This window comes from Pseudomonas sp. WOUb67 (assembly GCF_050058005.1).
In the GTDB taxonomy this organism is placed as follows: domain Bacteria; phylum Pseudomonadota; class Gammaproteobacteria; order Pseudomonadales; family Pseudomonadaceae; genus Aquipseudomonas; species Aquipseudomonas putida_R.
In genome coordinates this window covers 1,789,232-1,806,551 of the sequence record NZ_CP170112.1, presented here as the reverse complement: position 1 = coordinate 1,806,551, position 17,320 = coordinate 1,789,232, and the positions used below count along the sequence as shown (strand labels likewise).

Annotated in this window: 14 protein-coding genes; 1 reads left to right on the top strand and 13 read right to left on the bottom strand. The window is 63.6% G+C overall.

Features of this window, described 5'->3' with window-relative positions; genetic code table 11:
* Positions 1-100: 100 nt before the first annotated feature.
* The 4 genes from ABOC32_RS08125 to secA all read right to left on the bottom strand — a co-directional run bounded on the left by ABOC32_RS08125 (position 101) and on the right by secA (position 5,968).
* Complete coding sequence (locus ABOC32_RS08125) at positions 101-1,045, bottom strand: Nudix family hydrolase (protein ID WP_426810674.1); 945 nt, start codon at positions 1,043-1,045, stop codon at positions 101-103.
* Positions 1,042-1,674 (bottom strand): glutathione S-transferase family protein, encoded by a 633-nt coding sequence (locus ABOC32_RS08120; protein ID WP_426810673.1) that lies wholly within the window; start codon positions 1,672-1,674, stop codon positions 1,042-1,044. Before ABOC32_RS08120 ends, ABOC32_RS08125 begins: the two co-directional genes overlap by 4 nt.
* Before the next feature lie 145 nt (positions 1,675-1,819).
* The gene (gene argJ, locus ABOC32_RS08115; RefSeq protein ID WP_043198048.1) at positions 1,820-3,037 is read right to left on the bottom strand and encodes a bifunctional glutamate N-acetyltransferase/amino-acid acetyltransferase ArgJ; all 1,218 of its coding nucleotides are present in this window, start codon (positions 3,035-3,037) and stop codon (positions 1,820-1,822) included.
* A 195-nt stretch (positions 3,038-3,232) separates the two neighbouring features.
* Entirely contained in the window at positions 3,233-5,968 is a 2,736-nt protein-coding gene (secA, locus tag ABOC32_RS08110; protein WP_426810672.1) for a preprotein translocase subunit SecA, read from the bottom strand.
* 389 nt (positions 5,969-6,357) lie between these two features.
* Between secA and ABOC32_RS08105 the strand changes: the two genes are divergently transcribed.
* Complete coding sequence (locus ABOC32_RS08105) at positions 6,358-6,813, top strand: DUF721 domain-containing protein (protein WP_426810671.1); 456 nt, start codon at positions 6,358-6,360, stop codon at positions 6,811-6,813.
* Between the two features lie 52 nt (positions 6,814-6,865).
* On the opposite strand, the gene lpxC is transcribed toward ABOC32_RS08105, so the two are convergent.
* The 9 genes from lpxC to murD all read right to left on the bottom strand — a co-directional run bounded on the left by lpxC (position 6,866) and on the right by murD (position 17,314).
* A complete protein-coding gene (gene lpxC / locus ABOC32_RS08100) occupies positions 6,866-7,777 on the bottom strand; it encodes a UDP-3-O-acyl-N-acetylglucosamine deacetylase (RefSeq protein ID WP_016498054.1) in 912 nt (303 codons plus the stop codon).
* 112 nt (positions 7,778-7,889) lie between these two features.
* Positions 7,890-9,086 (bottom strand): cell division protein FtsZ, encoded by a 1,197-nt coding sequence (ftsZ, locus tag ABOC32_RS08095; protein ID WP_016488958.1) that lies wholly within the window; start codon positions 9,084-9,086, stop codon positions 7,890-7,892.
* Positions 9,087-9,141: 55 nt separating this feature from the next.
* On the bottom strand, positions 9,142-10,404 hold the full coding sequence (ftsA, locus tag ABOC32_RS08090; protein WP_016488959.1) for a cell division protein FtsA: 1,263 nt from the start codon (positions 10,402-10,404) through the stop codon (positions 9,142-9,144).
* A gap of 14 nt (positions 10,405-10,418) precedes the next feature.
* Positions 10,419-11,288, bottom strand: coding sequence for a cell division protein FtsQ/DivIB (locus ABOC32_RS08085; RefSeq protein WP_016498051.1), 870 nt, complete (start codon positions 11,286-11,288; stop codon positions 10,419-10,421).
* A 5-nt stretch (positions 11,289-11,293) separates the two neighbouring features.
* Positions 11,294-12,250 carry a D-alanine--D-alanine ligase gene (locus tag ABOC32_RS08080; protein ID WP_426810670.1) on the bottom strand — a complete coding sequence of 319 codons (957 nt, stop codon included), beginning with the start codon at positions 12,248-12,250 and terminating at the stop codon, positions 11,294-11,296.
* On the bottom strand, positions 12,247-13,695 hold the full coding sequence (murC, locus tag ABOC32_RS08075) for a UDP-N-acetylmuramate--L-alanine ligase (protein WP_426810669.1): 1,449 nt from the start codon (positions 13,693-13,695) through the stop codon (positions 12,247-12,249). Before murC ends, ABOC32_RS08080 begins: the two co-directional genes overlap by 4 nt.
* Entirely contained in the window at positions 13,688-14,767 is a 1,080-nt protein-coding gene (murG, locus tag ABOC32_RS08070) for an undecaprenyldiphospho-muramoylpentapeptide beta-N-acetylglucosaminyltransferase (RefSeq protein WP_426810668.1), read from the bottom strand. The genes murC and murG overlap by 8 nt, the downstream gene beginning before the upstream one ends.
* The gene (gene ftsW / locus ABOC32_RS08065) at positions 14,757-15,971 is read right to left on the bottom strand and encodes a putative lipid II flippase FtsW (protein WP_016488963.1); all 1,215 of its coding nucleotides are present in this window, start codon (positions 15,969-15,971) and stop codon (positions 14,757-14,759) included. Before ftsW ends, murG begins: the two co-directional genes overlap by 11 nt.
* Positions 15,968-17,314 carry a UDP-N-acetylmuramoyl-L-alanine--D-glutamate ligase gene (murD, locus tag ABOC32_RS08060; RefSeq protein ID WP_426810667.1) on the bottom strand — a complete coding sequence of 449 codons (1,347 nt, stop codon included), beginning with the start codon at positions 17,312-17,314 and terminating at the stop codon, positions 15,968-15,970. The genes ftsW and murD overlap by 4 nt, the downstream gene beginning before the upstream one ends.
* Between the last annotated feature and the right edge of the window lie 6 nt (positions 17,315-17,320).

Here is a 17,320-nt window from a genome sequence, read left to right as displayed (position 1 = left end):
CCGCTCCCACAGGTACTGCGCAGGCTTAGAGCTTGTGAGTTTCCTGTGGGAGCGGGCAAGCCCGCGAATGGGCCGCGCAGCGGCCCCTGTTACAGGCGACTCAGGCCTCGGGCCAGAACGCCCGGATCCCGGCTACACCCTGCGCCCCGGCTTCCCAGGCCTGCTGGCGCTCACCCGGCCCTACCCCACCCAGCAGGTAAACCGGCTGGTTGAACCCGGCAATCAACCGCTGCGCCTCATCCCACCCCAGCGGCACCGCCTCGGGGTGAGTCTGGGTTGCCTGCACCGGCGACAAGGTGACAAAGTCCACGCCCATCTGCTCGGCCAGCGCCAGCTCCTCGGCGCTATGGCAGGACGCCGCCAGCCAGCGCTCCTTGGGGAACGGCCTGCCCTTGGCAGCGTACTTGCGCAGTTGCGCGGCCGTCAGGTGCCAACCGGCCGACGGGAAATCTCCCAGCCATTCCAGCGGCCCCTTGAGCATCAGTTGCGCTTTGCCCCCACACAGCCCTACGGCATCCACCGCCACATCGCGGTACTTGGGGTCGTACATGTCCGGCGCGCGCAACTGGATCAGGCGAATACCACTGGCCACCGCCTTCTGGATGCCCTTGAGCATCTGCGGCACTTCCAGGCCATCCGGAGTAATCAGGTATTGGTCCGGCAGACGCGCCGCAGCCACGATCGGCTTGTTGGCCTCGGGGAACTCGAATTGCGCCAGGTCCCGTGGCGACACCCATTCCAGCGGCTGCCCTTCTGCGCCATGAGGTTCGCCCGTGAACGCGTCGACCTCGCGCACGTCCAGCAGCACCTGTTTGTCCGGGTAGTCATGGCTGACCTTGATCAGCGCACGCGAGCGGGTCACCTCGATGCCCAGTTCCTCGCGCAGCTCACGGGCCAGCGCCGCTTCCACGCCTTCGCCCTCTTCCACCTTGCCACCGGGAAACTCCCACAGGCCGCCCTGGTGCTGGGTATCGGCCCGGCGTGCAATCAGAATGCGCCCGTCAGTACCGCGAATGACTGCCGCTACAACATGTATCCGTTTCACCCTTCACGCTCCGCCAGGCCGGCCTGCTGCCAAGCCTTGAAGGCTGGCCACTGATAAATGGTTTCGATGTAGGCTGCCGCCTCTGCCGGCACCTCCACGCGGTAAGTGCGCAGGCGCACGGCCACCGGGGCGAAGAAGGCGTCGGCCAGGCTCGGTTTGCCGAACAGGAACGGGCCGCTGTCCTTGGCCACCACGCGGCATTCGGACCACAGCGCGACGATACGGTCGATGTCGACCTGCACGTCCAGCGGCACATCGTCCAGGGCCTGGTCACGCGACAGGTCGAACGGCATGGCACCGCGCAGGGCAAAGAAACCGCTGTGCATCTGTGCACACGCCGAACGGGCCTGGGCGCGGGCGGCTACGTCGACAGGCCACAGCTGGGCATCGGGGTGCTGTTCGTTGAGGTATTCGGCGATGGCCAGGGAATCGGCGATCACACCGTGCCCGGTCTTGAGCAACGGCACCTTGCCGGTGGAGGAAAAAGCGAGCATGCGCTGACGGGTATCAGGCTGATTGAGCTTGATCAGGGTTTCTTCGTAGGCCACGCCGGCCAGCTCGAGGGCCAGGGCGCCACGCAGCGACCAGGAGGAATACAGCTTGTCGCCGATGATCAGGTGATAGCTCATGGTTCGGCTCCATGGGTTTGGAATTTTGGGGCTGCTTTGCAGCCCAATCGCGACACAAGGCCGCTCCCACAAGGTCCTGCGAACACCGCCCCATGTGGGAGCGGCCTTGTGTCGCGATTGGGCCGCAACGCGGCCCCATTTTCGATCAGGTACGGTACTCGGCGTTGATCTTCACGTACTCGTGGGACAGGTCGGTGGTCCAGATGGTTTCGCTGCACTGGCCACGGCCCAACTCGATGCGGATGGTGATCTCTTCCTGGGCCATCACGGCCGAGCCCTGTGCTTCGGTGTAGCTCGGGTCACGGCCGCCTTTGCTGGCGATGCACACGCTGTCCAGGTACACGTCGATCAGGCTTACATCCAGTTCCGGCACACCAGCACGGCCAACGGCGGCCAGGATGCGGCCCCAGTTCGGGTCGGAGGCGAACAGTGCGGTCTTGATCAGTGGCGAGTGGGCCACGGCGTAGCCGACGTCCAGGCATTCCTGGTGGTTGCCACCACCGTTGACCTGCACGGTCACGAACTTGGTGGCGCCTTCGCCGTCACGGACGATGGCCTGGGCCACTTCCATGCACACTTCGAACACGGCCTTTTTCAGCGCTTCGAACAGCGCACCGCTGGCTTCGGTCACTTCCGGCAGGTTGGCCTTGCCAGTAGCGATCAACATGCAGCAGTCGTTGGTCGAGGTGTCGCCATCGATGGTGATGCGGTTGAACGACTTGTTGGCGCCGTCCAGCATCAGGTCCTTGAGCACCGCCGGGGCAACCTTGGCGTCGGTGGCGATGTAGCCGAGCATGGTGGCCATGTTCGGGCGGATCATGCCTGCACCCTTGCTGATGCCGGTGACGGTAACAGTCACGCCATCGTGCTGAAACTGACGGCTGGCGCCCTTGGGCAGGGTATCGGTGGTCATGATGCCGGTAGCGGCTTCAGCCCAGTGGTTTTCCGACAGGTTGTCGAGGGCGGCCTGCAGTGCACCTTCGATCTTCTCGACCGGCAGTGGCTCGCCGATCACGCCGGTGGAGAACGGCAGTACCGACTCGGCTGGCACGCCAGTCAGCTCGGCCAGCTTGGCGCAGGTACGTTCGGCAGCGGCCAGGCCTGGCGCGCCGGTACCGGCGTTGGCGTTACCGGTGTTGGTCAGCAGGTAGCGCACGGTGCCCTGTACACGTTGCTTGGACAGGATCACCGGCGCTGCGCAGAAGGCGTTGAGGGTGAACACGCCAGCCACGCTGGAGCCTTCGGCACAGCGCATGACCACCACATCCTTGCGCCCCGGGCGCTTGATGCCGGCAGAAGCGATGCCGAGTTCAAAACCCGGAACCGGGTGCAGGGTGGGCAAAGGACCAAGACCAACAGCCATTAGAGCGCTCCTAGAAAAACGGTGAAATGATGATGGAAGAGCGGGGCCGCTTCGCGCCCCATTCGCGGCACAAGGCCGCTCCTACAGGGACATCGCAACCATTGGGTCGGGCGCGGTCCCTGTAGGAGCGGCCTTGTGCCGCGAATGGGCCGCAAAGCGGCCCCCGGTTTGTCACGTTACAGCCAATGAATCAGATCACTCGATCTGCCCGTGGCAATGCTTGAACTTCTTGCCCGAACCACACCAGCACGGCTCGTTGCGGCCCAGCTTCTGGTCGTTGCGCACTGGCGCTGCGGCGACCGCCACTTCGACGCCCTCCTCGCTCAGTTGCTCGCTTTCCAGGCCCGGTGCTGGGGCATGCTGGAACTGCATGCGGCTGGCCAGTTCCTCGGCCTCGCGACGCAGGCGGGCTTCTTCTTCGATCGGATCTTCGCGGCGAACCTGAACGTGGGACAGCACGCGGATGGTGTCGCGCTTGATCGACTCGAGCAGCTCCTGGAACAGGCTGAACGACTCGCGCTTGTACTCCTGCTTCGGGTTCTTCTGCGCATAGCCACGCAGGTGAATACCATGACGCAGGTGGTCCATGGTCGACAGGTGGTCTTTCCACAGGTCGTCCAGCACGCGCAGCAGGATCTGCTTCTCGAAGGTCCGCAGGGCGTCGATACCGGCCTGGTCTTCCTTCTCGGTGTAGGCGGTGGTGATCTCGTTCAGCAGCTTCTCGCGCAGGGTTTCCTCGTAGAGGTGATCGTCCTCGTCGAGCCACTGCTGGATCGGCAGCTTCATGGCGAAATCGCTGGCCAATGCCGCTTCCAGGCCGACCACATCCCACTGCTCGGGCAGCGACTGCGGCGGGATGTGCTGGCTGATGGTAGCGTCCAGTACTTCCTGGCGGAATTCGGCGATGGTGTCGCCGATGTTCTCGGCGGCCAGCAGGCTGTTGCGCATGTGGTAGATCACCTTGCGCTGCTCGTTGGCCACGTCGTCGTATTCGAGCAATTGCTTACGGATGTCGAAGTTGCGGCCTTCGACCTTGCGCTGGGCCTTCTCGATGGCGTTGGTGACCATGCGGTGTTCGATGGCCTCGCCCGATTGCATGCCCAGTGCCTTCATGAAGTTCTTCACCCGGTCAGAGGCGAAGATACGCATCAGGCTGTCTTCCAGCGACAGGTAGAAGCGGCTGGAACCCGGGTCACCCTGACGGCCCGAACGGCCACGCAGCTGGTTGTCGATACGGCGCGATTCATGGCGCTCGGAAGCGATCACGTGCAAGCCGCCCGACTCGATCACTTGCTGGTGACGTTTTTGCCAGTCGGACTTGATCTGGGCGATCTGTTCGGGGGTCGGGTTTTCCAGGGTGGCCACTTCGGCTTCCCAGTTACCGCCCAACAGAATGTCCGTACCACGGCCGGCCATGTTGGTGGCGATGGTCAGTGCGCCTGGGGCACCGGCCTGCGCGATGATCTCGGCTTCCTTCTCGTGGTACTTGGCGTTCAGTACCTTGTGCTCGATGCCTTCCTTGAGCAGCAGGTTCGACATGTGCTCGGAGGTTTCGATGGTGGCAGTACCCACCAGCACCGGGCGGCCGTGGGTCATGCTTTCCTTGATGTCGGCAATGATCGCGGCGTATTTCTCATCGGCGGTCAGGTACACCAGGTCGTTGAAGTCTTTACGTGCCAGCGGCTTGTTCGGCGGGATCACCATCACGTTGAGGCCGTAGATGGACTGGAACTCGAACGCTTCGGTGTCGGCGGTGCCGGTCATGCCGGACAGCTTGGTGTACAGGCGGAAGTAGTTCTGGAAGGTGGTCGACGCCAGGGTCTGGCTCTCGGCCTGGATATTCAGGTTCTCTTTCGCTTCGATGGCCTGGTGCAGGCCCTCGGACAGGCGACGGCCCGGCATGGTACGGCCGGTGTGCTCGTCGATCAGCAGGACCTGGCCGTCCTGGACGATGTACTCGACGTTGCGGTGGAACAGCTTGTGCGCGCGCAGGCCAGCGTAAACGTGGGTCAGCAGGCCCAGGTTGTGCGAGGAGTACAGGCTCTCGCCCTCGGCCAGCAGGCCGGCCTGGGTGAGCATTTCTTCGATGAACTGGTGACCGGCTTCGTTGAGCTCGACCTGGCGGCTCTTCTCGTCGATGGTGAAGTGGCCTTCCTGGGTGACCTGGCCTTCGACCTCTTCGATGTGCTGGGTCAGGCGCGGGATCAGGCGGTTGATCTCGATGTACAGCTTGGAGCTGTCCTCGGCCTGGCCGGAGATGATCAGCGGGGTACGCGCTTCATCGATGAGGATGGAGTCGACTTCGTCGATGACCGAGAAGTTGAGCTCACGCTGGAACTTCTCTTCCTGGCTGAACGCCATGTTGTCGCGCAGGTAGTCGAAACCGAATTCGTTGTTGGTGCCGTAGGTAATGTCGGACGCATAGGCGGCGCGCTTTTCCTCAGGCGGCTGGAAGGCCGAAACGATACCGACCGACAGGCCGAGGAACTCGTACAGCGGGCGCATCCAGTTGGCGTCACGGCGGGCCAGGTAGTCGTTGACGGTGACCACGTGCACGCCCTTGCCGGACAGTGCGTTGAGGTACACGGCCAAGGTACCGACCAAGGTCTTGCCTTCACCGGTGCGCATTTCTGCGATCATACCCTCGTGCAGGGTCATGCCACCGATCAGCTGCACATCGAAGTGGCGCATGCCCATTACGCGCTTGCCGGCCTCTCGGGCCACGGCGAAGGCTTCAGGCAGCAATTGGTCCAGTGTCTCGCCTTTGGCCAAGCGCTCCTTGAACTCTGCGGTCTTGCCCCGCAGTTGCTCGTCGGAGAGGGCCACCATCTTCTCTTCGAAGGCATTGACGATACTCACCGTCTTGAGCATGCGTTTCACTTCACGCTCGTTCTTGCTTCCAAAAAGTTTTTTTAACAAAGGCGCAAACATATCGGCAGGATCTTCCACACGTAGGGATGGAGGGCGGCCCCATGAGTCGCCCGTGCAGCCCTGAGGCCGCATGCGAACGAGCATTCTACCCGGAAACGATGGTGAGGAAAGTGGTGGATTTCCACGATGCTATTACAGCGTTTTGGCAGGGGCCTGTCTTAGATAGGGGCATTTTCCCTGAGTTCAAGGCTTGGCAACATGAAAGCTATCGAGAACCAGTCTTATCTTCTGTTGCCTGTGCCGGCCTCTTCGCGGGTGAACCCGCTCCCACAGGTTACCTCTGTCTTCAAGGTAGCGCCGTACCTGTGGGAGCGGGTTTACCCGCGAAGAGGCCAGTGCAGGCTATAAGAGGTGTTAAACTGCCAACTTGTAACTGCTTGCGTACCCCCATGGCCTACAAACCCTCCCCTGCCCAGCCGCCCTCCGCATTGCTGCGCCAGGTGCGCCCGCTGCGCCTGCTGCTGAACCAGGCCGAGCGCCTGGAGCACCTGCAGCGCCTGCTGGAAAGCCAGCTGCAACCGGCTGCCCGCGAACACTGCCATGTGGCGTCGTGGCGCGATGGCACTTTGTTGCTGGTGGTTACCGACGGCCATTGGGCAACCCGCCTGCGCTACCAGCAGAAGCGCCTGCTGGCCGCATTGCAGGCCATGGAGGCATTCGGCAATCTCAGGCGCATCCTGTACAAGGTGCAGCCACCGCTGGTACCAGCCAAGCGAGGTGGGCATGCGGCAGAGTTGTCGATCAGCGCCGCCGAAAGCCTGCGCGACACCGCCGAGGGCATCACCGACCCCAAGCTGCGCGCAGCGCTGGAACGGTTAGCCGCCCACGCCAGAAGCAAGCCATAAAAAAGGCCACCCGAAGGTGGCCTTGATACAACACTAGAGAGAGTGTTCGAACTTACACGGCCGCAACAGGGCGCATGTACGAGATCGGTGCCGTGCTGGCATCTTCGAAAGTAACCACTTCCCAGGCATCGGTTTCAGCAATCAGCTTGCGCAGCAGCTGGTTGTTCAGCGCGTGGCCGGACTTGTAGCCCTTGAACTCGCCGATCAGGCTGTTGCCCAGCAGATAAAGGTCGCCGATGGCGTCGAGGATCTTGTGCTTGACGAATTCGTCATCGGAACGAAGGCCGTCCGCGTTAAGCACACCGGTCTCGTCGACCACGATGGCGTTCTCGACACTGCCACCCAGCGCAAGGTTGTGCTTGCGCAGGTACTCGATGTCACGCATGAAACCGAAGGTACGCGCGCGGCTGACTTCCTTCACGAACGAGGTGCTGGAGAAGTCGACGACCGCACTCTGGGTCTGGCCCTTGAGGACCGGGTGATCGAAGTCGATCTCGAAGCTCACCTTGAACCCTTCGAAAGGCAGGAACGTGGCGCGCTTGTCGCCCTCTTCCACGGTTACCTCACGCAGGATGCGGATGAACTTCTTGGCTGCGTCCTGCTCTTCCAGGCCGGCAGACTGAATCAGGAATACAAAGGGTCCGGCGCTGCCATCCATGATCGGCACTTCCGAGGCGGAGAGCTCGACGTAGGCGTTATCGATGCCCAGGCCCGCCATGGCGGAGAGCAGGTGCTCGACCGTATCGACCTTGACGTCACCGTTGACCAGCGTCGTCGACATGGTTGTCTCGCCGACGTTGGCCGCACGCGCAGGGATTTCGACCACAGGGTCGAGATCGGCGCGGCGGAAGACGATGCCGGTGTCCACAGGTGCAGGCTTGAGGGTCAGGTAAACCTTCTCCCCAGAGTGCAGACCGATACCTGTGGCACGGATGGTATTCTTCAGGGTGCGTTGTTTAATCATGGCATTGGCCGCTTCAGCGCAAATTGCGAACAGGTATCAACAAAGGCTGGGGATGATAACAGACCCAACCTTTGATGAATACCAATCACCTTTATACCCCTGATAAATTCCATTAATCAGCCTGACGACGCAGGAAAGCCGGGATATCGAGGTAGTCCAGGTCATCCTGAGGGTTCAGTTTAGCGGCTGCAGCAGCACCTGCATGGGCCTGGTTGCGCATCACGGTCGGGCGCTCCAGGTCACGGTAGTTGACCGCTGGCTGCTCCTGGCGAACCGGGGCAGGGTTGGACGCTTCGTACGCCTGCTGGGCGGTCTGCAGGGTGTTGTCGACCACTTTGACCGGCTTCTCGATGCGCGCACCCAGGCCAGTGGCCACCACGGTCACGTGCAGTTCGTCGCGCATGTCCGGGTCGATCACGGTGCCGACCTTGACCATGGCGTGGTCAGAGGCGAAGGCTTCGATGATGCTACCCACATCGGAGTACTCACCCAGCGACAGGTCCGGGCCTGCGGTGATGTTCACCAGGATGCCACGGGCGCCCTGCAGGTTGACGTCTTCCAGCAACGGGTTGCGGATCGCAGCTTCAGTGGCTTCACGCGCACGGTTCGGGCCGCTGGCACAGCCAGTACCCATCATCGCCATGCCCATTTCACCCATCACGGTACGCACGTCGGCGAAGTCGACGTTGATCATGCCCGGGCGCTTGATGATGTCGGAGATACCGCGAACGGCACCGGCCAGTACATCGTCGGCCTTGGCGAAGGCGGACAGCAGGCTGGCATCCTTGCCCAGGATGGTCAGCAGCTTCTCGTTGGGAATGGTGATCAACGAGTCGACGCTTTCAGCCAGCATGCGGATGCCTTCATCGGCGATCTGCATACGTTTGCGGCCTTCGAACGGGAACGGACGGGTCACCACGGCTACGGTGAGAATGCCCATTTCCTTGGCCACTTCGGCAATGATCGGCGCTGCACCGGTACCGGTACCGCCACCCATGCCCGTGGTGATGAACACCATGTTGGTGCCCTGCAGCACTTCGGCGATGCGCTCACGGTCTTCCAGCGCCGCCTGACGGCCGACTTCCGGGTTGGCACCGGCACCCAGGCCCTTGGTCACGCCAGTGCCCAATTGCAGGATGGTGCGCGCGCCAATGCTTTTCAGCGCCTGGGCATCGGTGTTGGCGCAGATGAATTCCACGCCTTCGATGCTGCTCTTGACCATGTGGTTGACGGCGTTGCCGCCACCACCACCAACGCCGATCACCTTGATGACCGGACTTTGCGGGACGTTGTCTACGAGCTCGAACATTTTCCCTCTCCTTACAGTTCTCTAGTTGTTGCGCCTACCACTACTGCTTTGAAACTTAGAAATTGCCCTGGACCCACTTCTTGAAACGCTCAAGCACTGGGGCCTTCGGTTCATCGCCATAGCTGTTGTTGCTGCTGTTGGTGTTACCGGTCAGGATCAGGTCCTCGGACTGCTTCAGCAGGCCGTAGGTGAGCAAGCCCACGCCGGTGGAATAGATCGGGTTGCGAACCACGTCGCTCAGCCCCCGAACGCTGTGCGGTACGCCCAGGCGTACCGGCATGTGGAAGATTTCCTCGGCCAGTTCCACGGCACCTTCCATCTTCGCGGTGCCGCCGGTGAGGACGATGCCGGCTGGCACCAGGTCCTCGTAGCCGCTGCGGCGCAGCTCGGCCTGGATCAGGGTGAAGAGCTCGTCGTAACGTGGCTCCACCACCTCGGCCAGGGCCTGGCGCGACAGCTCGCGCGGTGGGCGGTCGCCCACGCTCGGCACCTTGATGGTCTCGCCGGCGCCAGCCAGTTTGGCCAGGGCGCAGGCGTAGCGGATCTTGATTTCTTCGGCGTACTGGGTAGGGGTACGCAGGGCCATGGCGATGTCGTTGGTCACCTGGTCGCCGGCAATCGGGATGACCGCGGTGTGACGGATGGCGCCTTCGGTGAAGATGGCGATGTCGGTGGTGCCGCCACCGATGTCCACCAGGCACACGCCCAGCTCTTTTTCATCGTCGGTCAGCACCGAGTAGGCCGAGGCCAGCTGCTCAAGGATGATGTCGTCGATTTCCAGGCCGCAGCGGCGAACGCACTTCTCGATGTTCTGCGCCGCGTTGACCGCGCAGGTGACCACGTGGACCTTGGCTTCCAGGCGCACGCCGGACATGCCCAGCGGCTCGCGCACACCTTCCTGGTTGTCGATCACGTAGTCCTGCGGCAGGGTGTGCAGCACGCGCTGGTCAGCCGGAATCGCCACGGCCTGGGCGGCGTCGAGTACACGCTCCAGGTCGGCCAGGCTGACCTCGCGGTCGCGGATGGCGACGATGCCGTGGGAGTTCAGGCTGCGGATGTGGTTACCGGCTACCCCGACGAAGGCCGAGTGGATACGACAGCCGGCCATCAGCTGCGCTTCTTCGACGGCGCGCTGGATCGACTGCACGGTGGACTCGATGTTCACCACCACGCCTTTCTTCAGGCCGCGGGACGGATGGGTACCGATCCCGACGATTTCCAGGGTGCCGTCTTCGCCCACTTCGCCCACCAGCGCCACCACCTTGGAGGTGCCAATGTCCAGCCCGACGATCATTTTGCCGCTATGCGCGTTTGCCATGGTCCTGCCTCTCTCTAATTCTTCGCAACGGCGGGTTGGGCCGTCGTCGGTGCAATCGGTTCCCGCCAACCAACGGCAAGTCCGTTGGAATAACGCAGATCAATGCGGGCGATAGTGGTGATCTGGTCTTTGAGTGTCTTGTCGTAAATGGCAATGAAACGGCGCATCTTCTCCACCAGATGGTCGCGCCCCAACAGCAGCTCGATGCCTGGCCCGGCGCTGCTTGCACCGGTGGTCAGGAACCAGCTGCCTCGCTCGCGCAGCTCCAGGCGAGCGATGGAAAAGCCCATGGGGCGCAGCATCTGGCTCAATACCTGATACTGCTGCATGACTTGTTGCTGAGCACGCTGGGGCCCGGCCAGCTGCGGCAGGTGCTCGTAGTTGGCCAGTTCGCGCGGGGTGAAGGCCTGGCCCTGGTTGTTGAGCAAGGCTTCGTCACCCCAGCGCGCCACCGGCAGCTGTTCTTCCAGGCGGATCACCACCTCGTCAGGCCACACCCGGCGCACTTCGGCGTGGGCGATCCAGGGCATCTGCTCGAGCTCCGCACGCATCGCCGGCAGGTCGACGCTGAAGAAGCTCGCCGCCACGTAGGGCGCGATGCGCTGCTGCACCGACTGCTGGCTGATGTAGCTGAGGTCGCCCTGCACGTCGATCTTGGTGATCGGCCGGTCGGCATACGGCATCAGGCGAATGGCACCCTCGTAGGCACCAAAGCCGGCCGCCACCAGCAGCACCGGCCACAGCAGGCGCTTGAGGCCTCCCAGGCTTGGCCGCGGCAGGCGCGCCGATACGGGCTCGTCGGCCACCAGCCGGCTGGCACCACGCGGCACCGGCTTGCTACGGCCGGTAACGGGTTGCTGCTGACGTATCATCGCGCCTTGCATGGTTGTTAACCTCGCGTCGTCACGCTTTCAGCCAGGATTGCCAGCACCAGTTGCTGGAAGTCCAGGCCGGCCGCGCGGGCCGCCATTGGCACCAGGCTATGATCAGTCATGCCCGGTGCGGTGTTGACTTCGAGCAGCCAGAACCGGCCCTGCTCGTCCTGCATCACGTCCAGACGCCCCCAGCCTTCGATGCCGATGGCATCACAGGCGCGGGCGGTCAGGTCGATCAGTTCCTGTTCCTTGACGCTATCCAGGCCGCACGGGATGCGGTACTGGGTATCGTTGGCGATGTACTTGGCGTCGTAGTCGTAGAACACGTGCGGCGTACCCAGGGCGATCGGCGGCAGCACCTGGCCGCGCAAGACCGCGATGGTGAACTCCGGGCCGTGGATCCACTGTTCCACCAGTACCTGGGAATCGTATTGGGCGGCGTCCTGCCAGGCGGCGACCAGTTCCTGGGCGCTGTTCACCTTGGCCATGCCGATGCTAGAGCCTTCATGGGCGGGTTTGACGATAAGCGGGAAGCCCAGTTCCGTACTGGCCAACAAACAATCGTTTTCGCTCGCCAACACCGCGTGGCGCGGGGTCGGAATACCCAGGCTCTGCCACACCTGCTTGGTGCGCAGTTTGTCCATGGCCAGCGCCGAGGCAAGGATGCCACTGCCGGTGTAAGGGATGCCCAGGCACTCCAGCAGGCCTTGCATGCTGCCGTCTTCACCGCCACGGCCGTGCAGGATGATGAAGGCGCGGTCGATCTTCTCGCTTTGCAGGCGGTCGAGCAGGTCATCACCCACGTCGATGGCGACCACGTCGACACCGGCAGTGGTCAGCGCGTCGATCACCGCAGCGCCGGACTTCAGCGACACTTCACGCTCGGCGCTTTTGCCACCGTACAACACGGCGACACGGCCGAACGCCTTGACGTCCAGGGTCGAGTGCAGTTTTTCGTAGGCGCTGGTCATTTCGACTTCTCCTGCTTGGCGCCAGCGAACAGCGGGCTTTTCATCAATTGCGGGGCTAGGCCGCCGACATCACCGGCACCCTGGCAGATCAGGATGTCGCCAGCGCGCAGCAGTGGCTTGACCAGCGGTGCCAGCTCGGCGCCGCGCTCGATGTAGATCGGGTCCAGCTTGCCGCGCTGGCGAATGCTGTGGCACAGCTGGCGGCTGTCGGCACCCGGGATCGGCTCTTCGCCCGCCGGGTAGACCTCCATCAGCAGCAGCACGTTGGCATCGCCCAGCACCTGGACGAAATCGTCGTACAGGTCACGGGTGCGGCTGTAGCGGTGCGGCTGGTACACGATCACCAGGCGGCGGCTTGGCCAGCCACCGCGCACGGCCTTGATCACCGCCGCCACTTCGGTCGGGTGGTGGCCGTAGTCGTCGACCAGCATCACGCTGCCGCCTTCGACCGGCAGTTCGCCGTACACCTGGAAGCGTCGGCCGACACCCTGGAAGCCGGACAGGCCCTGGACGATGGCTTCGTCGCTGATGCCTTCGTCGGTAGCGATGGCGATGGTGGCCAGCGCGTTGAGCACGTTGTGGTTGCCGGGCATGTTCACCGACACTTCCAGCGGCTCGCAGTCACGGCGCAGCACGGTGAAGTGGGTCTGCATGCCCTGCTGGCGCACGTTGATGGCGCGGATGTCGGCTTCTTCGCTGAAGCCGTAGGTCACCGTCGGGCGTTTCACCTGAGGCAGGATTTCGCGCACCACCGGGTCGTCCAGGCACATCACCGCCAGGCCGTAGAACGGCAGGTTGTGCAGGAACTCGACGAAGGTTTTCTTCAGCTTGTTGAAGTCACCTTCGTAGGTCGCCATGTGGTCGGCGTCGATGTTGGTGACCACGGCTACCATCGGCTGCAGGTGCAGGAAGCTGGCGTCGCTTTCGTCTGCTTCGGCGATCAGGTAGCGGCTGGTGCCCAGCTGGGCATTGGTACCGGCAGCGGTCAGGCGGCCACCGATCACGAAGGTCGGGTCCAGGCCACCGGCGGCGAACACCGAAGCCAGCAGGCTGGTGGTGGTGGTCTTGCCGTGGGTACCGGCAACGGCCACACCATGACGGTAGCGCATCAGCTCGGCGAGCATTTCGGCACGCGGCACCACCGGAATGCGCCGCTCAAGGGCGGTGGCAACTTCCGGGTTTTCCGGGTTGATGGCGCTGGACACCACCAACACGTCGGCAGTGGCGGCGTTCTCGGCGCGGTGGCCGACGAAGATCTCGGCGCCGAACGATTCCAGGCGCTCGGTCACCGGCGAAGCTTTCAGGTCCGAACCGGACACTTCATAGCCCAGGTTCAGCAACACTTCGGCAATGCCGCACATGCCCACGCCGCCGATACCGACGAAGTGGATACGGCGGATACGGCCCATCTTCGGCTGGGGCATGGCTTTCTGGCTTTCAACCATGGGCCACCTCCAGGCAGATATCGACCACGGTGCTGGTTGCAGCAGGTTTGGCCAGGCGCCGTGCGGTGCCTGCCATGACGTTGAGTTTCTCGGGTTGCATCAGCACCTCGTTCAGGCGTTCAGCGAGCTGCGCTGCGCCAGTTGTCGCTTGTGGCATCAGGAAGGCAGCGCCTTCGCGGGCCAGATATTGGGCGTTGTGGGTCTGGTGGTCGTCGATGGCGTGGGGCAAAGGCACCAGCATCGAAGGCAGGCCTGCTGCCGCCAGCTCGCTGACGGTCAGGGCACCGGCCCGGCACACCACCATGTCGGCCCAGCCATAGGCTTGGGCCATGTCCTTGATGAAGGGCTCTACCTGAGCCTCGACGCCCGCCTCGTGATAACGCTCGGCGGTGATTGGCGCGTGTTGCTTGCCGGCCTGGTGGAACACCTCTGGCCGCAGCGCGGCAGGGACTTCGGACAGGGCCTTAGGCAACAATTTGTTCAATGGTTCCGCACCCAGGCTGCCACCGAGCACCAGCAGGCGCGCACGGCGCTCGGCCAGGGGCGCGCGTTGTGCATCCATGAACAGCTCCGGGCGCACCGGGTTGCCGGTGGTACGACGCTTGTCGCTGGCCTCGAAGGTGTTCGGGAAAGCTTCGCAGACCCGCGCAGAGAGGGGCACCAGCAACCGATTGGCGGTACCGGCACGGGCGTTCTGCTCGTGAATCACCAGTGGCACGCCGCACAGCCGCGCGGCCACACCGCCGGGGCCGGTCACGTAGCCGCCAAAACCCAGTACGCATACCGGCTTGAGCTGGCGAATGATGCGTCGCGCCTGCAGCACGGCCTTGACCAGGGTGAACGGCGCCTTGAGCAATGACAGCTTGCCTTTGCCACGCAGGCCGCTGACCTGGATCAGGTGCAGTGGCAGGCCGGCCTGTGGCACCAGCTCGTTCTCGATGCCACGCGGCGTGCCCAGCCAGTGCACGGTAAAACCACGTGCCTGGAACTCACGGGCGCAGGCCAGGGCCGGGAACACGTGGCCCCCGGTGCCGCCCGCCATGATCAGTATGTTCTTGCCGTCAGCGGCCATGACTGGTCTCCTCGGCAAAATCGCTCTCGCTGAATTCGTGTTCCTCGCTGCCCAGGTGCGTTCGGCTCTCCCACTCGATACGCAGCAACAGGCCTACGCAGGCGCAACAGATCACCAGCGAACTGCCCCCGTAACTGAGGAACGGCAGGGTCAGGCCCTTGGTTGGCAGCAGGCCGACGTTCACCCCGATGTTGATCAGGAACTGGCCGATCCACAGGAACGCCAGGCCGAAGGCCACATAGGCGGCAAAGAACTGCTTGGCCTTCTCGGCCCACAGGCCGATGTACAGGGCACGCACGGTCACGAACACGAACAGTGCAATGGTCAGCAGCGAGCCGACCACGCCCAGCTCTTCGGCCAGTACCGAGAACACGAAGTCGGTGTGCGCTTCGGGCAGGTAGAACTGTTTCTGCACGCTGTTGCCCAGGCCTACGCCCAGCCACTCGCCACGGCCGAAAGCGATCAGTGCCTGGGTCAGCTGGTAGCCCGAGCCGAACTGGTCGGACCACGGGTCGGTGAAGGTGATAAGCCGCGCCATCCGGTAGGGCTGCGCCTGTACCAGCACAAACACCGCCAGCACCGCCAACACCACCATGAGGCTGAAGCGGAACAGCCCCACCCCGCCGAGGAACAGCATGGCCGCCGCCGCGCCCATCATCACCACGGTGGCACCGAAGTCCGGCTCCATCAGCAACAGGGCGGCCATGGGCAGCAGCACGATGAACGGCTTGAAGAAGCCCATCCAGGTTTCGCGTACCTCGGTCTGCCGGCGTACCAGGTAACCTGCCAGGTAGACGACCACGAACACCTTGGCGATTTCCGAAGGCTGGACGTTGAAGAAGCTGAAGCCGATCCAGCGCATGGAGCCGTTCACTTCACGGCCGATACCCGGCACCAGCACCAGCACCAGCAAGCCGAAGGCGCCCAGCAGCATCATGAAGCCCATGCGCTGCCAGGTGGCGATCGGCACCAGCATGGTCGCGCCACAGGCCACCAGCCCGAGGAACACGTACACCAGGTGGCGGAACATGTGGTAAAGCGGGTTGCCCGACTGCACCGCGGCCACTTCCGAGGACGCCGAGGTGATCATCACCAGGCCCAGGCCCAGCAAGGCCAGGCAGCCGGCGAGCATCGGGAAGTCGAGGTCGATGCCACGGCCGCTGATCAGCGGCGACGGGTAGGGCTTGAAGATGCCGAAGATCATGCAAGCCCTCCCGCTGCCTGGGCGAACAGGCGCCCGCGCTCTTCAAAGTTCTTGAACATGTCGAGGCTGGCGCACGCCGGCGACAGCAGCACCGCATCGCCGGCCTGGGCCAGTTCGGCACACTGCTGCACGGCGTCGTCGAGGGTCTTGACCCGTACCAGCGGCACGTCATCACCCAGGGCCTCGGCCAGGCGCTCGGCATCACGACCAAGCAAGACCACGGCGCGGCAGAAGCGCTTGACGGGCTCGCGCAGCGCAGTGAACTCGGCACCTTTGCCATCGCCACCGGCGATCAGTACCAACTTGCCTTCGATATCGGCACCCAGGCCTTCGATGGCGGCCAGGGCGGCACCGACGTTGGTGGCCTTGGAATCGTCGTACCAGTTCACGCCGTTGCGCTCGCGCACCCACTGGCAACGGTGGGCCAGGCCACCGAACTCGCGCAAGGCTTCGAGCATGGGCTCGAACGGCAGGCCTGCGGCATGCCCCAGGGCCAGTGCCGCCAAGGCGTTGCTCTGGTTGTGGGCACCACGCACCTTCAGCTCGCGCGCGGGCATCAGCGCCTGGAACTCGAACGCCAGGTATTTCTCACCGTCCACTTCACGCAGGCCGAAGGCCTTGAAGTCCGGTTGGTTGAGGCCGAAGGTCCAGCATGGGCGGCCTTCCACCGGCAGTGGCCGGCTCAGGGCGTCCTGGCGGTTGACCACCACCTGGCGGGCACCGCGGAAAATCCGGTGCTTGGCCAGGTGATAGGCCGGCAGGCCGCTGTAGCGGTCCATGTGGTCTTCGCTGATGTTCAGCACGGTGGCCACTTCGGCGTTGAGCTGGTCAGTAGTTTCCAGTTGGAAACTGGACAGCTCCAGCACGTACAGCTCGACGTCATCCGCCAGCAAGTCCAGCGCCGGGGTACCGAGGTTGCCGCCCACGGCCACACGCTTGCCGGCCTTGGCGGCCATTTCGCCGACCAGGGTGGTAACGGTGCTCTTGGCGTTGGAACCGCTGATGGCAACAATCGGCGCCTTGGCGTGCTGGGCGAACAGCTCGATGTCACCGGACAGCTTCACGCCACGCGCGGCCGCCTGCTGCAGGGCCGGGGTGGCCAGGGCCAGGCCGGGGCTCACGTACAGCTCGTTGGCGCGGCACAGGAAGTCCACGTCCAGCTCGCCACAGCGCACTTCCACCTGCGGGTAATCACGGCGCAGGGTGTCCAGTTCCGGCGGTTGCTCGCGGGTGTCGGCGACCGCAAAGGCAATGCCCCGGCTCGCCAGGAAGCGAACCAGGGACATGCCGCTCTTGCCGAGGCCGACAACGATGCGGAATTGGTCGGAAGCGATCAAAGACACGCTCAT

Bases quoted from the DNA above. Each gene is read 5' to 3' on its own strand.
- ABOC32_RS08120 (WP_426810673.1), bottom strand. From the start codon at position 1,674: ATGAGCTATCACCTGATCATCGGCGACAAGCTGTATTCCTCCTGGTCG.
- argJ (WP_043198048.1), bottom strand. From the start codon at position 3,037: ATGGCTGTTGGTCTTGGTCCTTTGCCCACCCTGCACCCGGTTCCGGGT.
- secA (WP_426810672.1), bottom strand. From the start codon at position 5,968: ATGTTTGCGCCTTTGTTAAAAAAACTTTTTGGAAGCAAGAACGAGCGT.
- ABOC32_RS08105 (WP_426810671.1), top strand. From the start codon at position 6,358: ATGGCCTACAAACCCTCCCCTGCCCAGCCGCCCTCCGCATTGCTGCGC.
- lpxC (WP_016498054.1), bottom strand. From the start codon at position 7,777: ATGATTAAACAACGCACCCTGAAGAATACCATCCGTGCCACAGGTATC.
- ftsZ (WP_016488958.1), bottom strand. From the start codon at position 9,086: ATGTTCGAGCTCGTAGACAACGTCCCGCAAAGTCCGGTCATCAAGGTG.
- ftsA (WP_016488959.1), bottom strand. From the start codon at position 10,404: ATGGCAAACGCGCATAGCGGCAAAATGATCGTCGGGCTGGACATTGGC.
- ABOC32_RS08085 (WP_016498051.1), bottom strand. From the start codon at position 11,288: ATGCAAGGCGCGATGATACGTCAGCAGCAACCCGTTACCGGCCGTAGC.
- ABOC32_RS08080 (WP_426810670.1), bottom strand. From the start codon at position 12,250: ATGACCAGCGCCTACGAAAAACTGCACTCGACCCTGGACGTCAAGGCG.
- murC (WP_426810669.1), bottom strand. From the start codon at position 13,695: ATGGTTGAAAGCCAGAAAGCCATGCCCCAGCCGAAGATGGGCCGTATC.
- murG (WP_426810668.1), bottom strand. From the start codon at position 14,767: ATGGCCGCTGACGGCAAGAACATACTGATCATGGCGGGCGGCACCGGG.
- ftsW (WP_016488963.1), bottom strand. From the start codon at position 15,971: ATGATCTTCGGCATCTTCAAGCCCTACCCGTCGCCGCTGATCAGCGGC.